Here is an 18934-nt window from a genome sequence, read left to right on the forward strand (position 1 = left end):
TTCGCGCGCGTCGGCGCTGCCGATGCGCCGATACGAAAACCGCCCGGCCGAGCGCCGGGCGGTTTTTTTTCGTCCGCCGTTGCGCGGGTGAGCGCCGTTACCAGCTGTAGCGGTAGCCGACCTGCCCGACGATGCCGCGCCGGTAGTCGCCGCCGATGTTGCGCGCGATCTTCGCGTTCGCGTACAGCTCGCCCGACTTGCCGAAGCCCGCGGTCACGCCGACGCCGAGTTCGTACCACGTGCGGCCGAGATGCGTCGCGAACGGCGTGCCGCCGACGACGGTCTGGCCCGGCGACACGAAGTCGTGCAGCACGTCGGCCGTGAAGTACGGCGTGGCGGCGCCGCCGCCCGAATCCGACTGGAGGTTCGGCCGGAAGATGCGCACGCCGATGCGGCCGCGCAGCGCGTTCGTCGTCGTACCCGATACCGCCGAGACGTTGTCGTTGAACCCGTTCAGCTTCAGGTACTGGTACATCAACTGCGCCTGCGGCTCGACCGCGACCGGCAGCGCGCCGATCGCGAACGGCTTGCCGACTTCCTGCGACAGTGCGATGCCGAAGCCGTTCTGCGACGCCTCGTTGCCATAGCTGTCGCGGTAGCGGTTGCCGTAGTGCGTGACCTGCCCGACGCTGTCGAAGTACGTGCCGTCGGACAGGTACCGGGTCCAGTAGCCGCCGATGCTCTGCGCGTGCATCTCGACCGAGCCCGTCGACGTCGACAGGTTGGCCGTATCGGCGCGCGCCATGTCGCTGAAGCTCGCGTTCGACACGCCGATGCTGGCCGTCACGCCCGCATGCGTGCTGCCGCCGTTCGGCGCCTGGTCGAGCGTCCAGTCCTTGCCGAACTGCGCGAAGAACGTACGCTCGTCGGCCGCGAAGCGCCCCGCGTTCGCGTCGAGGCTCTGGCCGCCGATGCGCCCCCACACGCCGTCGCGATTTCCCGGCTGCTGCTTTTCGAGGGTGTAGATGTCGCCGACGCGCTCGTGCAGCTTGCCGAGCGTGGAGAAGCCGTAGTCGGCGTTGAGCAGCGGCGTGAGGGCATAGCCCGACACGCCAGGGCGATACGCGAGCGTGCCACCGTTGCCATTCCCGTTGTTGCTGCCGTCACCGCCGCCGGACGGGTGGATCGGGTCGCCGGGGTCCGACGGATCGAGTTGCGACCGCAGGTACCAGCCGTTCGCGTCACCTTGGCCGCCGCGATAGAGCCGGTATTCGTACGCGCCCGCCTGCACGGGGCCCGCGAGCTGGAACGCCGACGCGGTGGTCGTACCGCCGTTGGCCGTGACGACCACCGGAATCCCGTCGCCCTTCGTCTGCGCGCCGGTGCCGGCCGTGTTGGCGATCTTCAGGCCCGTCGTGCCGCTCGCGGCGCCGCCGTTCACGATCACCCGATCGGTCGGCGAGGCGTCGGCGCCGAGGAACGTATTGAGCGCGATCGTGCCGCCGTTGCCGACGTAGCTGCCGGTCGTCAGCGTCTTGTAGCTGCCCGCGAGCGTCGGCGAACCGGTCGGTGCGGCGAATGCGACGAGGCCCGCGTTGTTCAGGCTGCTCAGCACCGAGCTGCCCGTCATGCGCCACGTGCTGGTGTTGTCGACGGTCAGTGCGACCGGATCGATCTTGCCGGTCAGCGTCGTGCCGTTCGCGAGGAACACGTTGCCGGTGCTCGACGTGTCGGAGACGATGTCGCCGGCCAGATTCACGGCCGATGCGGTGAAGGTGGCGTGGCTGCCGTTCGACAGGTCGAGCAGCGTGCCGTTGCCGGCCGTCACGACCGTGCCGTTGCGCACGGCGATGTCGGCCGTGCCGCCGCGCACGGCGAAGGCCGGCCCGGTGGCGGACGTGACGCTGCCGCCATCGACGAGCACCGAGCTCGTCGCGCCGTTTGCGAGCGTATCGGACGTCAGCACGCCGGCCGTCGCGCCTTTGAGCTTCGTGCCGGTCAACGCGAGCACGCCGCCGCTGTCGGCGGTGGCGCCGGTGCCGGCGGCGCTGGCGATCGTCGAGCCCGTATCGCCGATGCGGCCGCCGTTTTGCGCGACGAGGCCGTCGGACGTCGCGCCCGACGTGGTGATCTTCGCGCCCGACAGCAGCGCGGTCGCGCCGCCGGTCGTCACGATCGCGGCCGAACCCGCGCCGGTCGTCGCGACGGTCGTACCGTTGGCCGCCAGCGTCGAATCCGCCCCCGACACGAAGAAGCCACGCGCGTTGTCGCCGGTGGTCCGGACGACGGTCGCCGCATCGGTCGCGATGTGCGCGCCGGCCCCCGTCGACGACAGGCCGTCGGCGCCACTGCCGGTCGTGCCGATCTGCGTGCCGGCCAGCGCGACCGTCGCGTTCGTCCCCTGGTTGTCGATCCCCTTGCCCGAGCCGCCGACCGCGATCGATGTCGCGCCGGCCGCGAGCCCGCCGCCCGTGACGGTCGAGTCGATCAGCACGCCGTCGGCGCTGCCGTTCGAGATCACGGTGCCGGCGCCCGACAGCGCGACCGATGCGCCGGTGCCCGTCAGGTGGACGCCCGCGATGCCGTCGTCGGCTTCGATCGAACCGGCGTTGGCGAGCGTCGCCGATGCACCCTGCACGAGCGCGCCGGTGCCGTTGGATACGCGGATCGTCGACGCGTTGTTCACCGTGCCGAGCGCGCCGATCACGACGCCGGTCGAGCCGGCGCCCGTCAGCAGCACCGTGTCGCGGTTCTCGAGCGTGCCGAGGTTCTGCGCGACGAAGCCGGTCACGCCGGCCGTCGATGACGTGACGGCGGCGTGGTTGGTGAGCGTCGTCGCGACCGGTGCGCCGGCATTGGCGCCGGCGAGATCGTGTGCCTGGCCGTCGACGACGCCGGCGACCGCACCCGCCGCGTTCAGGTTGATCGTCGCGCCCGCGTCGATCGTGCCTTGCGCGCCGCCTTCGACCGCGATCGCGATGCCGTTCGCACCGTTGACGTTGTAGATCGCGTTGCCGGTCGACAGCACGGTGCCGGCGTCGGTCGCGAGCACGCCGTGCGCACGCTGGCCGTTGACGTCGGTCGTCAGCGCGCCGGCCGTCGACGTGCCCGTGTAGGCTGCGCCGCCCGCGACGCGGAACAGCGTCGAATCGTCGGTGTCGACGCTGAGGTGCTGCGCGGCGACGTTGATCTTCGAGCCCGCGCCATACGCGTAGAAGCCGATCTGGCTGGTGCCCGACATGAAGGCCGGCACGGCGTTTGCGCCGACGTTGATCGTCGCGCCCGAGCGTGCATGCACGCCGATCGCGCCGGCGCCCGTCAGGTTGAGCGCGCCGTTGAGCGTGGCCGTGGCGCTCGGCCCTTCGGCCCACACGCCGTAGTTGCGCGTGCCGGAGGCCGGATCGAGGCCGCCCGCGACGTCGATTGTGCCGCTCGACAGCGCGGACGTTGCCTGCGCACCGGTGCCGACCACCATGATGCCGATGCCGTTGACGCCGTTCAGCGTGATGGTGCCGGTGTTGGTCACGGTCGCCGCCGTGTCGGCCGCGAGCATGCCGACGTTGGCGAGCGGCGTGCCGGACGCCGCGCCGTTGACGACGATCGCGCCCGCGTTGGTCAGCGTGCCGGACGCCGAGCCGATGCTCGCCAGCGCGGCGCCGTTCTGCGTCTGCGAGCCGATCACGATCGTGCCGAGGTTGCTCGCGGTGCCGGAATTGCCGAGCAGGATGCCGTAAGCGTGCGCGGCGAGTGCGACGTCGCTTGCCGTTCCGCCGGGCGTGTACTGCGCCGAGCGGCCGAGGGTGATCGTGCCGCCCGCTTCGTTCGTGAAGCTGCCGCCATCGACGAGGCCGCCGATCACCTGGCTGTCGAGCGTCGTCGCATTGACGCCGACGTTGATCGTGCCGGCGTTCGATGCCGTCGCACCGCCTGTTACGGCGACCGCGTAGTTCTGCAGGTCCGGCCGGTTGCCGTCGAGCGTCCACGCGCCGACGTTCATCACGCCGTGGTTGACGAACGACGTGCCCGTGCCGTTCGCAAATACGCCGTTGCCTTCGGTGTACGCGTGGTAGTTGAAGTTGTTCGGCGGCGTGCTGCCGCTCGTGTCGAAGTCGTCGCCGGACGCGTACCCGGACGAGATCACGCCGTTGTTGACGCCGCTTGCGCCGCTCAGCAGGCGCACCAGCGTGAAGTCGCCCGACAGGCGCCCGTCGTTGATGAAGTGCGCGCCGTTTTCCGCGAGGACGGCCGAGCTCGAGTCGATCGTGTTGACGCCGCGGAAGTCGATCTGGCCGTCCTTGCCGATCTGCAGTGTCGCGTTCGCGCCCGTACCGTGCATCGCCGACAGGAAACCGATCGGCAGCGTGTTCTTGTCGCCCGGGGACACGTTGTTCTGATACTGGAAGGATTGCTGCGAGAACGTGACGGCCTGGCTGAACGCGCTGTCGTAGGCGGCCTGCGAACCGAGCGCGCCGCTTTGCACCGAGCGCACGAGAAAGTCGTTGTACGCGGCGAGCGATGTGGCGTCGGTGACCTTCCAGGTGCTGCCGTCGAATGCGGTGAAGGTGCCCGCGTAGGCCGGCACGTCGAGCTGGCGGCTGCCGATGGCGCCGCCGTCCGCCAGGTAGTCGCCGGTGGTGAACCGGATCTGGTTGCGTGAGTTCCAGGTGACGGTGCTTTTCGCGGCGCCCGTGCCGTCCGCGAAAGTCAGGTCGGTCTGCTTCGCGGCCATCTCGATCGCGTTGCCGGCTGCATCGGGCGCGTTCGCCGCATTGCCGATCGACACGTTGAGCGTGCCGCCGGTGGCGGCGACGGTGCCGATGCGCGTGTTCACGTACTGATCGCCGTTCACGTCGTGGTAGACGGGTACCGCGGTCGTGCCGGCCGTCGACGCGGCGACCGCGGACGAGTCGTAGGTCGCGACCGACGTGTGGGTGCCGGTGATCGAGTCGGGTGTGCTGACGCTGCGCGTCTTGCCGCCGAGCGACAGCAGCGGCTGGTTCGGGTTGCCCGACACGATGGTCGTGCTGCCGATCGGCGTAAGCGTGTAGCCCGGGTCGCCGCCGGCGCCGGTCCATGCGCCCGACACGCCGACGGTGTCGCCGCCCGAGACGGTGGCGGAGCCTGCCAGGTTGTCGTTGACGATCGGGCTGAAACTGCCGGGCGCGCAGGTGCCGCCGCTCGCGACGGCCGCACCGCTGCCGCACGTCGATGCATACGCGGAGCCGGCCGACAGCGCGGCCAGCGCGGCGCCGACTGCCGCGATGCGAAGCGATGCCCGGTGCGTCGCCGCGGGCGCGGCGCGGCGGCTCGTGCCGGATGCGCCGCCCGAACGCTTGCCGCGCGCCCGTGCGGTTTCCGCGGCCGCAATCCAGCAGCCGGTGGCCTCGTTCCATATCGATCGAAATGAATGATTCACGACAAGCCCCTATCTCTTGTTTTGATGTGGTTTTCACCATGGCGCAGTGAAATCGCAATCCGCGGTGGAGAATGGCGTGTAATGGGGGCGGCGGCCGTGGCCGTTTCTCCGCGAATCGCAATTCGTTACACCGAGGATGGGGCGGAGTCTATTGGCCGTGCGGGCGATGGATTGTCGGGAAGCTAACAAATGCGGCAATCATGTCGATTTCATCCGGTATTTCAGGATTGTGTGATGAATCGAACTGAAAGCCTTATCGGGTAAGGGGCGGGCGGATTCTGGCGATGTGAGTCAGCGATTGCCGGCTCGGTAAGGTAGCGCACGTTTTACGTCAGACCGGTGCGTTAAAATGCCTCCGCCCGGATTATATGCTTGCCCGAAGTATATTAGTTCTCGCCTTTTAATTTCTTTCGTTTGAAAATAAATTAAATCAAACGAATATGGTATGGCAGTGTTTCGATATGCCGGACTTTAGTCCCGATGAAGGGAGATCGATGCGGGGAGGGCCATTTACGCCGATAGCGAACGTCGCCGAATCGCCTGCGTACCAAGTCACCGCCGCGATCCGACGCGGCGCGCCGCCGACTTGCCGCACAGCGGCGAAAACGTGAAGGGAAGAGGGCGCGGGCGCCGGGCTCAGAAGTCGATCGCGTCGTCGGAATCGACTTCGGCGGCGGCGGCGAGCACCTCGCGCGTGTCGCGCGGCGCCGATGCCGACGCGTCGAGCGACGGATTGCGCAACTTCTCGAGCACGCGTTCCGGCACCGGGATCCGCATCCGCGCGGCGACGTCGCCGCACTGGAACATGATCAGCTCGCCCGGCTCGAACGCGGTCCAGACTTCGTTGTCGGTGAGCGGCTGCGTCGCGATCACCGCGACGCGATCCTCGGGCGTCGTGTATTTCGCGAAGTCGATCGACAGATCTTCGTCGACGAGGTGCGCGGTCGAGAACGGCCAGCGCCGTACGAGGTAGTGCAGCCGCGTCGAGCAATGCGCGAACAGCGCCTGGCCGTTCGACATCAGGAAGTTGAACACGCCGTGATCGGTGATGCCGCGCGTCAGCTCGCCGACGCGCTCGAACAGTTCGGGCAACGGCGGCTGCGCGCCGGGGAACGCTTCACGCAGCCCCTGCATCAGCACGCAGAACGCCTGTTCGCTGTCGGTCGTGCCGACCGGATGGTAGACGCTGCCGTCCATGTCCGGTGCGTAGTCCTGCAGGTCGCCGTTGTGCGCGAAGATCCAGTGCCGGCCCCACAGCTCGCGCATGAACGGATGGCTGTTCTCGAGCAGGATGTGGCCTTGCGTCGCCTTGCGGATGTGCGCGATCGTGTTCTTGGACTTGATCGGGTAGCGCTTCACCATTTCGGCGATCGGCGACGTGGCGGATGCCTGGTGATCGATGAACAGGCGGCAGGCCTTATCTTCGAAGAACGCGATGCCCCAGCCGTCGGCATGGTGATCGGTGAGCCCGCCCCGGGCCGCGAAACCTGTGAAGGAGAATGTGACGTCCGTCGGCGCGGCGCAGTTCATTCCTAAGAGTTGGCACATTTTACTTGGGGCGGCAGGCTGAGGCGGGGGGTAACGAACCGGGCGAACCCCGGTACAATGCGGCTTCTAGCATATCACCGAGCCCTGAGCGGTAAAAAGCGGATTCCGCCGGCCGAAGGCCCCGTGTTGCGGTTTGCCGTCAGTCGGCCCGCGCACGCGCGTTCCGGCCCCGCCGATGGCCAGCCCGTTCCTCACGACGCCTCCTATGACTGCCTCGAACGCTTCCTCCCCGGCGACGCTCTCGCTCGCCCGTCCCGACGACTGGCACCTTCACCTGCGCGACGGCGACATGCTGGCCGCCGTGCTGCCGCACACCGCGCGTCAGTTCGGCCGCGCGATCGTCATGCCGAACCTGAAGCCGCCGGTGACGACCACCGCACAGGCGCAGGCCTATCGCGAGCGCATCCTGGCCGCGCTGCCGGCCGGAATGACGTTCGAACCGCTGATGACGCTGTACCTGACCGACAACACGCCGCCCGACGAGATCCGCCGCGCACGCGAAAGCGGCTTCGTGCACGGCGTGAAGCTGTATCCGGCGGGCGCGACGACGAATTCCGACCACGGCGTCACCGATCTCGCGAAATGCGCGAAGACGCTCGAGGCGATGCAGGAAACCGGCATGCCGCTGCTCGTGCACGGCGAGGTGACCGATGCGTCGATCGACCTGTTCGACCGCGAGAAGGTCTTCATCGACCGCGTGATGACGCCGCTGCGCCGCGATTTCCCGGGCCTGAAGGTCGTGTTCGAGCACATCACGACGAAGGACGCGGCCGACTACGTGCGCGACGCCGACGCGGCGCCCGGCCTGCTCGGCGCGACGATCACCGCGCATCACCTGCTGTACAACCGCAACGCGCTGTTCGTCGGCGGGATTCGCCCGCATTACTACTGCCTGCCGGTGCTGAAACGCGAGACGCATCGCGTCGCGCTGGTCGAGGCCGCGACGTCGGGCAACCCGCGCTTCTTCCTGGGCACCGACAGCGCACCGCACGCGCGCGACGCGAAGGAAACCGCGTGCGGCTGCGCGGGCTGCTACACGGCGCTGCACGCGCTCGAACTGTATGCGGAAGCGTTCGACACCGCCGGCGCGCTCGACAAGCTAGAAGGCTTCGCGAGCTTCTTCGGCGCCGATTTCTACGGGCTGCCGCGCAGCGCCGAGACGGTCACGCTGCGTCGCGAGGCATGGGAACTGCCGCGCGAGATCTTCGCGGGCGATACGCCCGTCGTGCCGCTGCGCGGCGGCGAGACGATCGGCTGGAAGCTGGCGTAAGCTACCGCGCCGTCGCGCGAACCCGGCCCCATGCGCCCCGCGGCGCGCAGTGCTAGAATGCGCGTCGCAAAGCAGGCCAGGCAGTCGCGGCCTCGCCGCCTTCGGGCGCGCGGGGGCGAGGAAAGTCCGGACTCCACAGGGCAGGGTGATGGCTAACGGCCATCCGTGGCGACACGCGGAACAGGGCAACAGAAAGCAAACCGCCGATGGCCCGGCGCAAGTCGGGATCAGGTAAGGGTGAAACGGTGCGGTAAGAGCGCACCGCGGCGACGGCGACGTTCGCCGGCACGGTAACCTCCACCCGGAGCAATTCCAAGTAGGCAGGCGCGCATTTTCGGATGCAGGACGGGGCCCCCGTCTCGTCTGCGGGTAGGAAGCTTGAGCGCGTCAGCAATGGCGCGCCTAGAGGAATGGCTGCCACGCGTTGCGTGCTTCGGCGCGCAGCGTGCACAGAATCCGGCTTATCGGCCTGCTTTGCGGTTCGAATGCGAAAGGGCCGGCGTCTCCCCGCGGAGCGCCGGCCCTTTTTTCATGCGCGCTCGCCGTGCGTTCAGCCGGCGACGATGTCGAACGAATGCGTGAGTTCGGCCGTCTTCGCGATCATGATCGACGCGGAGCAATACTTGTCGTGCGACAGGTTGATCGCGCGTTCGACCGTGGACGGGTTCAGGTTGCGCCCGGTGACGGTGAAGTGGAAGTGCACCTTCGTGAACACCTTCGGATCTTCGCTCGCGCGCTCGGCCTTCAGCGTGACCGAGCAGCCGCTCACTTCCTGGCGGCTCTTCTTCAAGATCAGCACGACGTCATAGGCCGTGCAGCCGCCGGTGCCGAGCAGCACCATTTCCATCGGGCGCGGCGCGAGGTTGTGGCCGCCGCCTTCGGGCGCGCCATCCATCGTGACGAGGTGGCCGCTGCCGGTCTCTGCGGAAAACGCCATGCCGTCCTGGCCCATCCAGCTTACTTTGCATTCCATGCTTGCACTCCAGCGTTGCCTGATTCGGATTCGATCCGGCATTGTAGCCCGCTGCGCAACGGACGGCTGATGCGCTGCACGACGCGCAATGCCGGCGCCACGCGAGCGGCCCGCCCGACGGCCACTTCCCGCTCGGATTTAGGGGTTTCGCTCTAGAAGCGGGGCGTTTTCGAGCCTGCCAGACGGGATCAGGTGATTGATTTCAAAGGGGAAAATGGAATTTTCAAACGCGACATGAAATATTCCGCATTATGGTGTTTGATTTCGCAATGCAAATTTTCTTGTGAAGTCGGCGACGCGTTCGTATAATGAGCCTCATTGGTTGTCGCGCTGCGGCAACCTCCGAATGTCTCCTCCACCCTCCTCCTATGGTGGATTAAGCCCGAACCAGCCGTTCGGGCTTTTTTTCGTCCCATGCAAACATCGGCGCGCGGCTTGCGCGCCCCGGCATCCCGGCATCGTTACGCAGGCTGCTTTGCGTCCGACTGTGACGTCGCGCCGCCGGACGGCGTGCCGGGTGAGCGTGCATCAGGTGCCGGCACGTGGACGGCCGACGCGTGGCCGTGCCCGCGTGCGCAGAAGTGGCGGACGCGTTCGCGCACCGCGCGCAGGCGGGCGACGCGATCCTCGGCATGGGCGGCGCGGGCTTCGGTAATGCGGGTATCGAGTGCGTCGAGCTTGGCTTCGCAGTCGGTGCGGGCGGCGACGGCAGGCGCCGCGGCGGCCAGCAGTGCGGCCGCAAGGAAGGGCGTAAGTCGTTGATTCATCATGCTTGTTTGTTGTTTTCCAGATTCGGCCGGTCTGGCGCGGGAGGGTCATGTGCCGCGCGTCGATGGGTGCCTCCCCGGGCGCTCGGTTCGCCTGGCTTGTCGGGGCACGAACGGATTTTGGCCCATTTCGGCCGCCGTGGACACGGGGAGTGGATTCCCTTTGACCGCGTTGCCGTATTTCCTTTATAATTCAGGGCTTTTCCGCATTCATGCCCACGGAAAAAGAACAGGGAGAGCCTGCACCGCGCCTCGAAGCGCACACAGACAAGCAGGAAGAACACATCGGGCAAAGCAATTTTTTTGGATCGATCATGAAGACGTTTTCCGCAAAAGCCCATGAGGTGACGCGCGAATGGTACGTGATTGACGCGACGGATAAGGTTCTCGGCCGTGTTGCCAGCGAAGTGGCACGCCGTCTGCGCGGCAAGCACAAGCCTGAGTTCACCCCGCACGTCGACACTGGTGATTTCATCATCATCATCAACGCGAGCAAGTTGAAGGTCACGGGCAACAAGACTCTGGACAAGAAGTACTACCGTCACTCGGGCTACCCGGGCGGTATCTATGAAACGACGTTCGGCAAGATGCAAGAACGCTTCCCGGGCCGCGCGCTCGAGAAAGCGGTCAAGGGCATGCTGCCGAAGGGCCCGCTCGGCTACGCGATGATCAAGAAGCTGAAGGTCTACGCTGAAGCTACGCATCCGCATTCGGCGCAACAGCCGAAGGCGCTCGAGATCTAAGGGGAGCCCACATGATCGGTAACTGGAACTACGGTACGGGCCGCCGCAAGAGCGCAGTCGCACGTGTCTTCATCAAGGCTGGCAAGGGCGACATCATCGTCAACGGCAAGCCCATCGCTGACTACTTCTCGCGCGAAACGTCGCTGATGATCGTGCGTCAACCGCTGGAACTCACGAACCACGGCCAGACGTTCGACATCAAGGTCAACGTCAACGGCGGCGGCGAAACGGGTCAGGCAGGTGCAGTGCGCCACGGCATCACCCGTGCACTGATCGACTACGATGCGACGCTGAAGCCGTCGCTGTCGAACGCAGGCTTCGTCACGCGCGATGCACGTGAAGTCGAGCGTAAGAAGGTTGGTCTGCGCAAGGCACGTCGCGCAAAGCAGTTCTCGAAGCGTTAATTCCGCTTCATGGCCTCGCCGCTCCCGGGCGGCGTCCGCCGGAAAAACCGCCAGCGTTCGCGCTGGCGGTTTTTTTATGTCCGCTTCCAGGCGCGTGCTGCCGCGGCCCGCGCGGGCGAGTTTGATGAAATCGACAAGAACCTATTGATTTCATGGACTTCAGCACGATCTTCTGATCGGCCCTACAATAGCGGCTAAAGCTTTTTGGAGAGTTCGCAATGAACGCTGTTACCGAATCCGCAGCAACGACGGCCGAAATGCCGGTTCCGTTCGTCTTCACCGACGCCGCAGCCGACAAGGTCAAGCAACTGATCGACGAAGAGGGCAATCCCGACCTGAAGCTGCGCGTGTTCGTGCAGGGCGGCGGCTGCTCCGGCTTCCAGTATGGCTTCACGTTCGACGAGGAAGTCAACGAGGACGACACCGTGATGAACAAGAACGGCGTCCAGCTCCTGATCGACTCGATGAGCTACCAGTACCTGGTCGGCGCCGAGATCGACTACAAGGACGACCTCAACGGCGCCCAGTTCGTGATCAAGAACCCGAACGCGAGCACCACCTGCGGGTGCGGCTCGTCGTTCTCGGTCTGAGCACACGGCAGATCCGATCCGGTTCGCCAGAATGAAAAACGGGGCTTCATGCCCCGTTTTTTAATGCCCGTGCGCCTTGACGATGCGGCGCCCGCCGTGCGGCAGGCGCAGCGTCAGCGCGGATAGAGCGCGCCCAGCACGCGATTGCCGGCTGCGCCCGTGACCGTCGCGAGATTGCCGGGCTGGCGCGCGGTGAAGCGGTACGCGAGCCACGCGAAGGCGAGCGCCTCGACCTGCTGCGGCGGCACGCCGAGCGCGGCCGTCGTATCGACCGTGGCCGGCACGCCGGCCTCGCGGAGTGCATTCCGGAGCGCGTCGAGCAGCACCGGATTGCGTGCGCCGCCGCCGCAGACGAACACGGCCTTGCAGCCCGCTGCGTGCTGCGCGATCTCGCGCGCGACCGACACGGCCGTGAGCGCGGTAAGGGTCGCCTGCACGTCCTCCGGCGTGACCTGCGCGAACGCGGCGAGCTTCGCGTCGAGCCATGCGGGATTGAACAGGTCGCGCCCGGTGCTTTTCGGCGGCGGTGCGGCGAAATACGGCTCGTCGAGCAGCGCATCGAGCAGCGGCGCGTGGACGGTGCCGCGCGCGGCGAACTTGCCGCCGTCGTCGTACGGCTTGCCGAGATGGCGGGTCGCCCATTCGTCGAGCAGCGCGTTCGCGGGGCCGCAGTCGAAGCCGCGCACGTCGCCGCCTTCGCCGGGCAGGATCGTGATGTTGCTGATCCCGCCGAGATTGCAGACGACGCGCGTTTCACCCGGCGCGCCGAACACCGTCGCATGGAAGGCCGGCGCGAGCGGCGCGCCATGGCCGCCCGCGGCGACGTCGCGGCTGCGGAAATCGGCGATCACGTCGAGCTGGGTCAGCTCGGCGAGCAGTGCCGGGTTGTTGATCTGCCGCGTATAGCCGCGCTCGGGGCGATGGCGCACGGTCTGGCCATGCACGCCGATCGCACGGATCTCGTCGCGCGACAGCCCGGCCGTGCGCTGCAACTCGTGGCAGCACACCGCATAGCGCGCGACCAGCGCGTTCGCGGCGACCGATTCGCGGTCGATCTCGTCGTCGCCGGGCTGCTGCAGCGCGAACAGCGCGTCGCGCAGCGATTGCGCGAAGCCGACGAACGCTTCCGCGAGCACGACCGGCGCACGGCCGGCCTCGAAACGCACGGCGACGCCATCGACGCCGTCCATGCTGGTTCCCGACATCAGCCCGAAGTAGATGCCGTCGGCCGGATGGGCATGTTGCGGCTGTCGTTGCGGCACGTTGGGTTCTCCTGGATCGTGCGGCGCGGGCCGGTGCCGCGCGCCTTGCGCCCGATTATCCGCGCAACGTGACGTGCCGTTAAGCGATGGGCGCGCAAGTTATGGGAAAATCCCTGTTTTTGCGACATTCTTCCTGGCACCGATGAGCACCGAACCCAGTTCCAAGCCTGTTTTCCCGATCACCGACGAAGTCCGGCATGCGCTCGCCGTCACGAAGCGCGGCGTCGACGAGCTGCTGGTCGAGGAAGAGTTCGCGCAGAAGCTCGCACGCAGCGCGGCGACGGGCACGCCGCTTCGCATCAAGCTCGGCCTCGACCCGACCGCGCCCGACATCCACATCGGCCATACGGTCGTGCTGAACAAGATGCGCCAGCTGCAGGACCTCGGCCACACGGTCATCTTCCTGATCGGCGATTTCACGTCGCTGATCGGCGATCCGTCGGGCCGCAACGCGACGCGCCCGCCGCTCACGCGCGAACAGATCGAGTCGAACGCGAAGACCTACTTCGAGCAGGCCGCGCTCGTGCTCGACCGCGACAAGACCGAAATCCGCTACAACAGCGAATGGTCGATGCCGCTCGGCGCGGACGGGATGATCAAGCTCGCGTCGCGCTACACGGTCGCGCGGATCCTCGAGCGCGAGGATTTCACGAAGCGCTTCCAGGGCGGCGTGCCGATCTCGATCCACGAATTCCTGTACCCGTTGATGCAGGGCTACGACTCGGTCGCGCTGAACGCCGACCTCGAGCTCGGCGGCACCGACCAGAAATTCAACCTGCTGGTCGGCCGCGAACTGCAGAAGCAGTATGGCCAGGAACAGCAGTGCATTCTCACGATGCCGCTGCTCGAAGGCCTCGACGGCGTCGAGAAGATGTCGAAGTCGAAGGGCAACTACGTCGGCATCAGCGAGCAGCCGAACGACATGTTCGGCAAGCTGATGAGCATCTCGGACACGCTGATGTGGCGTTACTTCGAGCTGCTGTCGTTCCGTCCGATGGACGAGATCGACGGCTTCAAGCGCGAGATCGAAGGCGGCCGCAACCCGCGCGACTTCAAGGTGCTGCTCGCGCAGGAAATCGTCGCGCGCTTCCACTCGCAGGCCGACGCCGAGCGTGCGCTCGAGGACTTCAACCACCGCGCGAAGGGCGGCGTGCCGGACGACATTCCGTCGGTCACGCTCGCGGGCGCGCCGCTCGCGATCGGCCAGCTGCTGAAGCAGGCCGGCCTCGTGCCGTCGACGAGCGAGGCGCTGCGCAACATCGAGCAGGGCGGCGTGAAGATCGATGGCGCGACCGTGTCGGACAAGGGCCTGAAGGTCGAAGCCGGCGAGTTCGTCGTGCAGGTCGGCAAGCGCCGCTTCGCACGCGTCACGCTGACCGCATGATCGCGCTGATCCAGCGCGTGAAGCGCGCCGACGTGCGCGTCGGCGATCGCACGACGGGCGAAATCGGCGCGGGCCTGCTCGCGCTGGTCTGCGCGGAGCGCGGCGACACCGACGCAGCGGCCGACAAGCTGCTCGCGAAGATGCTCGGCTACCGCGTGTTCAGCGACGCCGCCGGCAAGATGAACCTGCCGGTGTCGAATATCGACGGTGAGGGCCGTGCGGGCGGCCTGCTGCTCGTGTCGCAGTTCACGCTGGCGGCCGATACCAACAGCGGGCTGCGTCCGAGCTTCACGCCGGCCGCGCCGCCCGACGAAGGCGCGCGGCTGTTCAACTATTTCGTGGCGGCCGCGCGGGTGCGCCATCCGGTCGTCGAGACGGGCGAGTTCGGCGCCGACATGCAGGTGTCGCTCGTCAACGACGGCCCCGTGACCTTCTGGCTGCAAGTGCGGCCCTGATTCTTCCCCGGAGACACGCCGCGATGGCCACCACGCAGATTCTTTTCATCCGCCATGGCGAGACGGCCTGGAATCGCATCAAGCGCATCCAGGGTCATATCGACATCCCGCTGGCCGAAACGGGCCTCGAGCAGGCACAAAAGCTGGCCGCACGGCTCGCGCGCGACGCGCGTGACGGTGCACGGCTCGACGCGATCTATTCGAGCGACCTGATGCGTGCGCGGCAGACCGCGCAGCCGTTCGCCGACGCGCTCGGGCTTGCGCCGCGGCTGCGGGAAGGGCTGCGCGAACGCTCGTACGGCCAGTTTCAGGGGCACGACAGCGCCGAGATCGAGACGCTGTTCCCCGACGCGTACGCGGCCTGGCAGACGCGCGACCCCGGCTTCGCGCCGGAGGGCGGCGAGTCGCAGCGCGAGTTCTATCATCGCGTGCTGCATGCGCTCGAACCGATCGTCGCCGAGCATCCGGGTGGCCGGATCGCGTGCGTCGCGCATGGCGGCGTGCTCGACTGCGTCTATCGTTTCGCGAACGGCATCGAGCTGTCGGCGCCGCGCAATTATCAGTTGCTCAACACGAGCATCAACGTCGTCGATTACGTCGATGGCCGCGCGCAGGTCGTGCAGTGGGCCGACGTGTCGCACCTGGACGCCACGAGCGACGACGACGGGTACCGCAAGGTGCTCTGAGCCAGCAGGCCCACCCGGCATCGCCGGCCGGGACTTCCTTCCTGCGTGGTGCCGGCTGCTTACTGCGGCAGCGCGTGGCGCGTCTTGTAGTCGAGCGCGTACGCGATCTTGCCGGGCTTGTCCGCCGTGATCGGCTGGCGCAGCTTGTCGAATTCCCCCTTGTTGTATTTCTTCCCGCCGTTGATCGTGTCCGCGCGCCCGAGGTCGGCGCCCGTCTTGCCGTCGATCACCGGGTCCGTGGCCGCGACCATGCGCGTCGACGCATTCCAGACCGCGTTCAGATAGCCGGTGTCGGCCTTTGCCGGATCCGGGTCGGTCGTGCCGGCGCGCGTCAGGTCATAGCCGGCGAGCGCGAACGTGCCCGGTTGCGCGCGCAGCCAGTCGGCCCAGTAGAACTCGAGATAGTCGGTGGCTTGTGCGGGCTTGCTGTAGCCGATGTCGCGCGTGAAATAGACGAGCGAGCGGTAGCGGTCGTTCGTCATCCCGAGTTTCAGGCCGAGCCCGGTCGGCAGTTGCGCGGTCGTGATCGCCTTGCCTTCTCCGTTCTTGAGGCGCAGATAGCCGCGGCTCTGCATCTGCTGCCAGAACGCGTCGCCCGAGTAGTCGCTGAGGTTGTCCTTGACGACGACGTGCACGTGCAGCGCCGGGCCACCGTCGGGCGTCTCGTAGTAGGCCGACAGGCCGTGGTGGCCGTCGGTCAGGTACAGCGCATCGCCGTTCGGGCCGATCACGACCGGGTTCAGCACCGAGCGGTCGCGGGCGTTCGCGTCGGTCGTCGTGCATGTGTAGCTCGCGGGTTCGCGCAGCGTCGACGTGGCCGTGTAGCCGCTCGACGCGACGCCGCCGAGGCCTTCGTCCGCGCAGAAGTCGTCGAATTTCTTGTCGGGCTGCAGTTCGTAGCGGCCCAGCTTGTAATAGATCTGGTCGTAGCCGATCGCGCCTTGCGTCGGATGGAGGTCGCCGAGCGTCACGTCGATCAGGTCGCCCGCGCGCGCGGCCTTCCACTTGCCCGGTCGCGGCGTGACGGTGGCGGGCGGCGTGGGGGCAGGCGTGGTCGGGGTGCCTCCGGACGGCGTTTGCGCGTCCGAACGAGCGATGGCAGTGACATCGTCGCCCCCGCAGGCGGTGAGGGCGAAGACGGTGGACAGGCTGGCGGCAAGGGCGAAACGGATCGGCAGGCGTGGCATCGCGGGCATCGGGTGTCGGTCGGGTGGGCGGGACACCGCGCGGGTCACGGCAAGCGGGACGTACGGCACGTGCGACCGTGCGCGGGTGCAAGCCCGTCAGCTTGTCACAGATATTTGACAGTAAATTGAAATGATAAGAAGAAGCGAATCGTCAGGCAGGCGGGGTGCCGTCGGGCGGCGTCGCTGTGGCGCGGCGGCGCGCACGTTTTGATGCGCCGTTCACGAGCGCCCAGCGCAGCACGGGCGCGACGACCCGGATACCCGGCCGGACCAGCGCACGGCGCAGCGGCGCGAACGCCGACACGCCGAGCATGCGTTGCGCCCACGGCGGCAGCAGGTCGATGCCTGCATGCATCACCAGCGACGCGGCCGGCCGCAGCGCGGGCTTCGCGACCGGCACGTTCAGCAGGATGGACATCACGTCGAACGTGCGCGGCCCGGCCTCGAGCTCGGGCTGCATGCGCGCGAGATAGGCGGCCACCTCGGCACGCGAACGGGGCACCTCGTGTGCGCCGAGCAGCTCGGCGACCAATGCCGTTTCGGCGTAGTAGCGGTCCTGCAACGCGCCCGGCAGCGCGGGATTCACATAGCGCAGGTGCGCGGCGAGGAAACTCGACACTTCCGCGACATGCACCCAGGTCAGCAACGCCGGATCGTCGGCGCGGTATGGGCGGCCGTCCGGCGCGGTGCCCGAGATGTGCGCGTGGATCGATTTCACGCGTTCGATCAGCGCAAGTGCGTCCGCGCGACTGCCGAACGTCGTACCGGTGATGAACGTGGCGGTGCGTCGCAAGCGGCCGAGGATGTCGGTGCGGAACGACGAGTGATCCCAGACGCCTGCGAGCGCGAGCGGGTGGAGCGCCTGCAGCAGCAGCGCCGCGATGCCGCCCGTCATCATCGACGTGAAGTCGGCATGCACACGCCAGCAGACGGCCTCGGGACCGAACAGCCCCGGGTCTCCCGGCGGTGAAGAGAGGTCGAGTGACGGGCCGCCGCCGCCCACGGTCAGGTGCGTGACGCCGGCCACGAGCCGCTTGCGGATCGGCTCGGCCCAGCGCGGGCCCGGTGCGGGTGCGGCGGGGCGGGAGCTGGGTGGCGTCGTCATGGCGGGGCGGCTCGGGCGACGGGTTACTTCCCGTCGGGGATATCCCACTCGCCGCGTTCGGTGCGGCCGGTGTCGGGCACGGAAAGCCCGAAGTGGCGATACGTGAGCAGCGTCGCGACGCGCCCGCGCGGCGTGCGCTGCAGGAAGCCCTGCTGGATCAGGTACGGCTCGAGTACGTCCTCGATCGTGTCGCGCTCTTCGCCGATCGCCGCCGCGAGGTTGTCGATGCCGACCGGGCCGCCGTCGAACTTGTACAGGATCGCCTCGAGCAGCTTGCGGTCCATCAGGTCGAAGCCGACCGGATCGACGTCGAGCATCGCGAGCGCGGCATCGGCGACGGCCGCGGTGATCTGGCCGTCGGCCTTCACTTCCGCGAAGTCACGCACGCGGCGCAGGAGCCGGTTCGCGATCCGCGGCGTGCCGCGCGAACGCTTCGCGATTTCGAGCGCGCCGTTCGGATCGATCTGCGCGTTCAGCAGCGATGCCGAACGCCGCACGATGCGCGACAGTTGATCGGCATCGTAGAACTCGAGGCGTGCGACGATCCCGAAACGATCGCGCAGCGGGTTGGTCAGCATCCCGGCGCGGGTGGTGGCGCCGACCAGCGTGAACGGCTGCAGGTCGAGCTTCACGCTGCGCGCGGCCGGGCCTTCGCCGATCATGATGTCGATCTGGTAATCCTCGAGTGCCGGATACAGGATTTCCTCGACGACCGGCGACAGCCGGTGGATCTCGTCGATGAACAGCACGTCGTTCGCTTCGAGGTTCGTCAGCAGCGCGGCGAGATCGCCCGCGCGCTCGAGCACGGGGCCCGACGTCTGGCGCAGGTTCACGCCCATCTCCCGCGCGATGATGTGCGCGAGCGTCGTCTTGCCGAGGCCCGGCGGCCCGAACAGCAGCACGTGGTCGAGCGGCTCGGAGCGGCGCTTGGCGGCTTCGATGAAGATCTCGAGCTGGCCGCGCACCTTTTCCTGGCCGACGTAGTCGTCGAGCTGGCGCGGCCGCAGCGCACGTTCGAACACCTCCTCGTGCGACGAGGCGGGCGTGGCGGCGATGATCCGCTGCTCGGTGGCGAGTTTGTCGGTTTCAATCATGCGGCCATTGTACCGCGCGCCGCGGTCCCGCCCACCTGGCCGAACGGCCGACTGGCGAGCGTCGCGCGGCTGCGCGACACTGGCTTCAACGCACCGCTCGGCAGCGCGTC

16 protein-coding genes and 1 other RNA gene are annotated in these 18934 nt (G+C 67.5%); 9 read left to right on the top strand and 8 right to left on the bottom strand.

All coding sequences use genetic code 11. The features are described 5' to 3' along the window. Positions 1 to 97: 97 nt before the first annotated feature. Both CFB43_RS03180 and CFB43_RS03185 read right to left on the bottom strand, forming a co-directional pair. Positions 98 to 5356, bottom strand: a complete 5259-nt coding sequence (locus CFB43_RS03180) for an autotransporter outer membrane beta-barrel domain-containing protein (protein WP_089494095.1) — start codon at positions 5354 to 5356, stop codon at positions 98 to 100. A 636-nt stretch (positions 5357 to 5992) separates the two neighbouring features. Further along, positions 5993 to 6904 carry a class II glutamine amidotransferase gene (locus CFB43_RS03185; protein WP_089494096.1) on the bottom strand — a complete coding sequence of 304 codons (912 nt, stop codon included), beginning with the start codon at positions 6902 to 6904 and terminating at the stop codon, positions 5993 to 5995. 205 nt (positions 6905 to 7109) lie between these two features. Between CFB43_RS03185 and pyrC the strand changes: the two genes are divergently transcribed. Further along, positions 7110 to 8174, top strand: a complete 1065-nt coding sequence (pyrC, locus tag CFB43_RS03190; RefSeq protein ID WP_011350953.1) for a dihydroorotase — start codon at positions 7110 to 7112, stop codon at positions 8172 to 8174. Between the two features lie 68 nt (positions 8175 to 8242). Continuing rightward, positions 8243 to 8654: RNase P RNA component class A (gene rnpB, locus CFB43_RS03195), an RNA gene on the top strand. Between the two features lie 70 nt (positions 8655 to 8724). Here the strand turns inward: rnpB and CFB43_RS03200 are convergent. Both CFB43_RS03200 and CFB43_RS03205 read right to left on the bottom strand, forming a co-directional pair. After that, positions 8725 to 9189, bottom strand: coding sequence for an OsmC family protein (locus CFB43_RS03200; protein WP_172625585.1), 465 nt, complete (start codon positions 9187 to 9189; stop codon positions 8725 to 8727). 419 nt (positions 9190 to 9608) lie between these two features. Then, positions 9609 to 9917 carry a DUF1090 family protein gene (locus CFB43_RS03205; protein WP_089494097.1) on the bottom strand — a complete coding sequence of 103 codons (309 nt, stop codon included), beginning with the start codon at positions 9915 to 9917 and terminating at the stop codon, positions 9609 to 9611. A 311-nt stretch (positions 9918 to 10228) separates the two neighbouring features. Here CFB43_RS03205 and rplM point away from each other — a divergent pair, with 311 nt between their 5' ends. Genes rplM through erpA form a run of 4 tightly spaced genes read left to right on the top strand, consistent with a single transcriptional unit; the run spans position 10229 to position 11651 of the window. Further along, positions 10229 to 10657 (top strand): 50S ribosomal protein L13, encoded by a 429-nt coding sequence (gene rplM / locus CFB43_RS03210; protein ID WP_009687896.1) that lies wholly within the window; start codon positions 10229 to 10231, stop codon positions 10655 to 10657. A gap of 11 nt (positions 10658 to 10668) precedes the next feature. Beyond that, positions 10669 to 11061, top strand: a complete 393-nt coding sequence (gene rpsI, locus CFB43_RS03215; protein WP_011883283.1) for a 30S ribosomal protein S9 — start codon at positions 10669 to 10671, stop codon at positions 11059 to 11061. Between the two features lie 9 nt (positions 11062 to 11070). Then, positions 11071 to 11259, top strand: coding sequence for a hypothetical protein (locus CFB43_RS38290; RefSeq protein ID WP_179254788.1), 189 nt, complete (start codon positions 11071 to 11073; stop codon positions 11257 to 11259). 20 nt (positions 11260 to 11279) lie between these two features. Beyond that, positions 11280 to 11651, top strand: a complete 372-nt coding sequence (gene erpA, locus CFB43_RS03220) for an iron-sulfur cluster insertion protein ErpA (RefSeq protein ID WP_011350956.1) — start codon at positions 11280 to 11282, stop codon at positions 11649 to 11651. A gap of 113 nt (positions 11652 to 11764) precedes the next feature. Here erpA and CFB43_RS03225 read toward each other — a convergent pair whose 3' ends face one another. Then, positions 11765 to 12913 carry an anhydro-N-acetylmuramic acid kinase gene (locus tag CFB43_RS03225; protein WP_089494098.1) on the bottom strand — a complete coding sequence of 383 codons (1149 nt, stop codon included), beginning with the start codon at positions 12911 to 12913 and terminating at the stop codon, positions 11765 to 11767. Between the two features lie 142 nt (positions 12914 to 13055). Between CFB43_RS03225 and tyrS the strand changes: the two genes are divergently transcribed. From tyrS to CFB43_RS03240, 3 genes are read left to right on the top strand one after another with little or no spacing between them, the layout of a single operon-like run. Further along, positions 13056 to 14297 (top strand): tyrosine--tRNA ligase, encoded by a 1242-nt coding sequence (gene tyrS / locus CFB43_RS03230; RefSeq protein WP_089439239.1) that lies wholly within the window; start codon positions 13056 to 13058, stop codon positions 14295 to 14297. Continuing rightward, positions 14294 to 14752, top strand: a complete 459-nt coding sequence (dtd, locus tag CFB43_RS03235; protein WP_089494099.1) for a D-aminoacyl-tRNA deacylase — start codon at positions 14294 to 14296, stop codon at positions 14750 to 14752. Before tyrS ends, dtd begins: the two co-directional genes overlap by 4 nt. Before the next feature lie 23 nt (positions 14753 to 14775). After that, positions 14776 to 15438, top strand: a complete 663-nt coding sequence (locus tag CFB43_RS03240; RefSeq protein WP_089494100.1) for a histidine phosphatase family protein — start codon at positions 14776 to 14778, stop codon at positions 15436 to 15438. Between the two features lie 59 nt (positions 15439 to 15497). Here CFB43_RS03240 and CFB43_RS03245 read toward each other — a convergent pair whose 3' ends face one another. From CFB43_RS03245 to ruvB, 3 genes are all read right to left on the bottom strand, one after another. Beyond that, positions 15498 to 16634, bottom strand: a complete 1137-nt coding sequence (locus CFB43_RS03245) for a ParB/Srx family N-terminal domain-containing protein (protein ID WP_373452526.1) — start codon at positions 16632 to 16634, stop codon at positions 15498 to 15500. A 142-nt stretch (positions 16635 to 16776) separates the two neighbouring features. After that, complete coding sequence (locus tag CFB43_RS03250) at positions 16777 to 17730, bottom strand: oxygenase MpaB family protein (protein WP_089494101.1); 954 nt, start codon at positions 17728 to 17730, stop codon at positions 16777 to 16779. 23 nt (positions 17731 to 17753) lie between these two features. After that, entirely contained in the window at positions 17754 to 18824 is a 1071-nt protein-coding gene (gene ruvB / locus CFB43_RS03255; RefSeq protein WP_089494102.1) for a Holliday junction branch migration DNA helicase RuvB, read from the bottom strand. Positions 18825 to 18934 lie beyond the last annotated feature (110 nt).

The sequence above is a fragment of the Burkholderia sp. AU15512 genome, assembly GCF_002223325.1.
GTDB lineage: Bacteria > Pseudomonadota > Gammaproteobacteria > Burkholderiales > Burkholderiaceae > Burkholderia.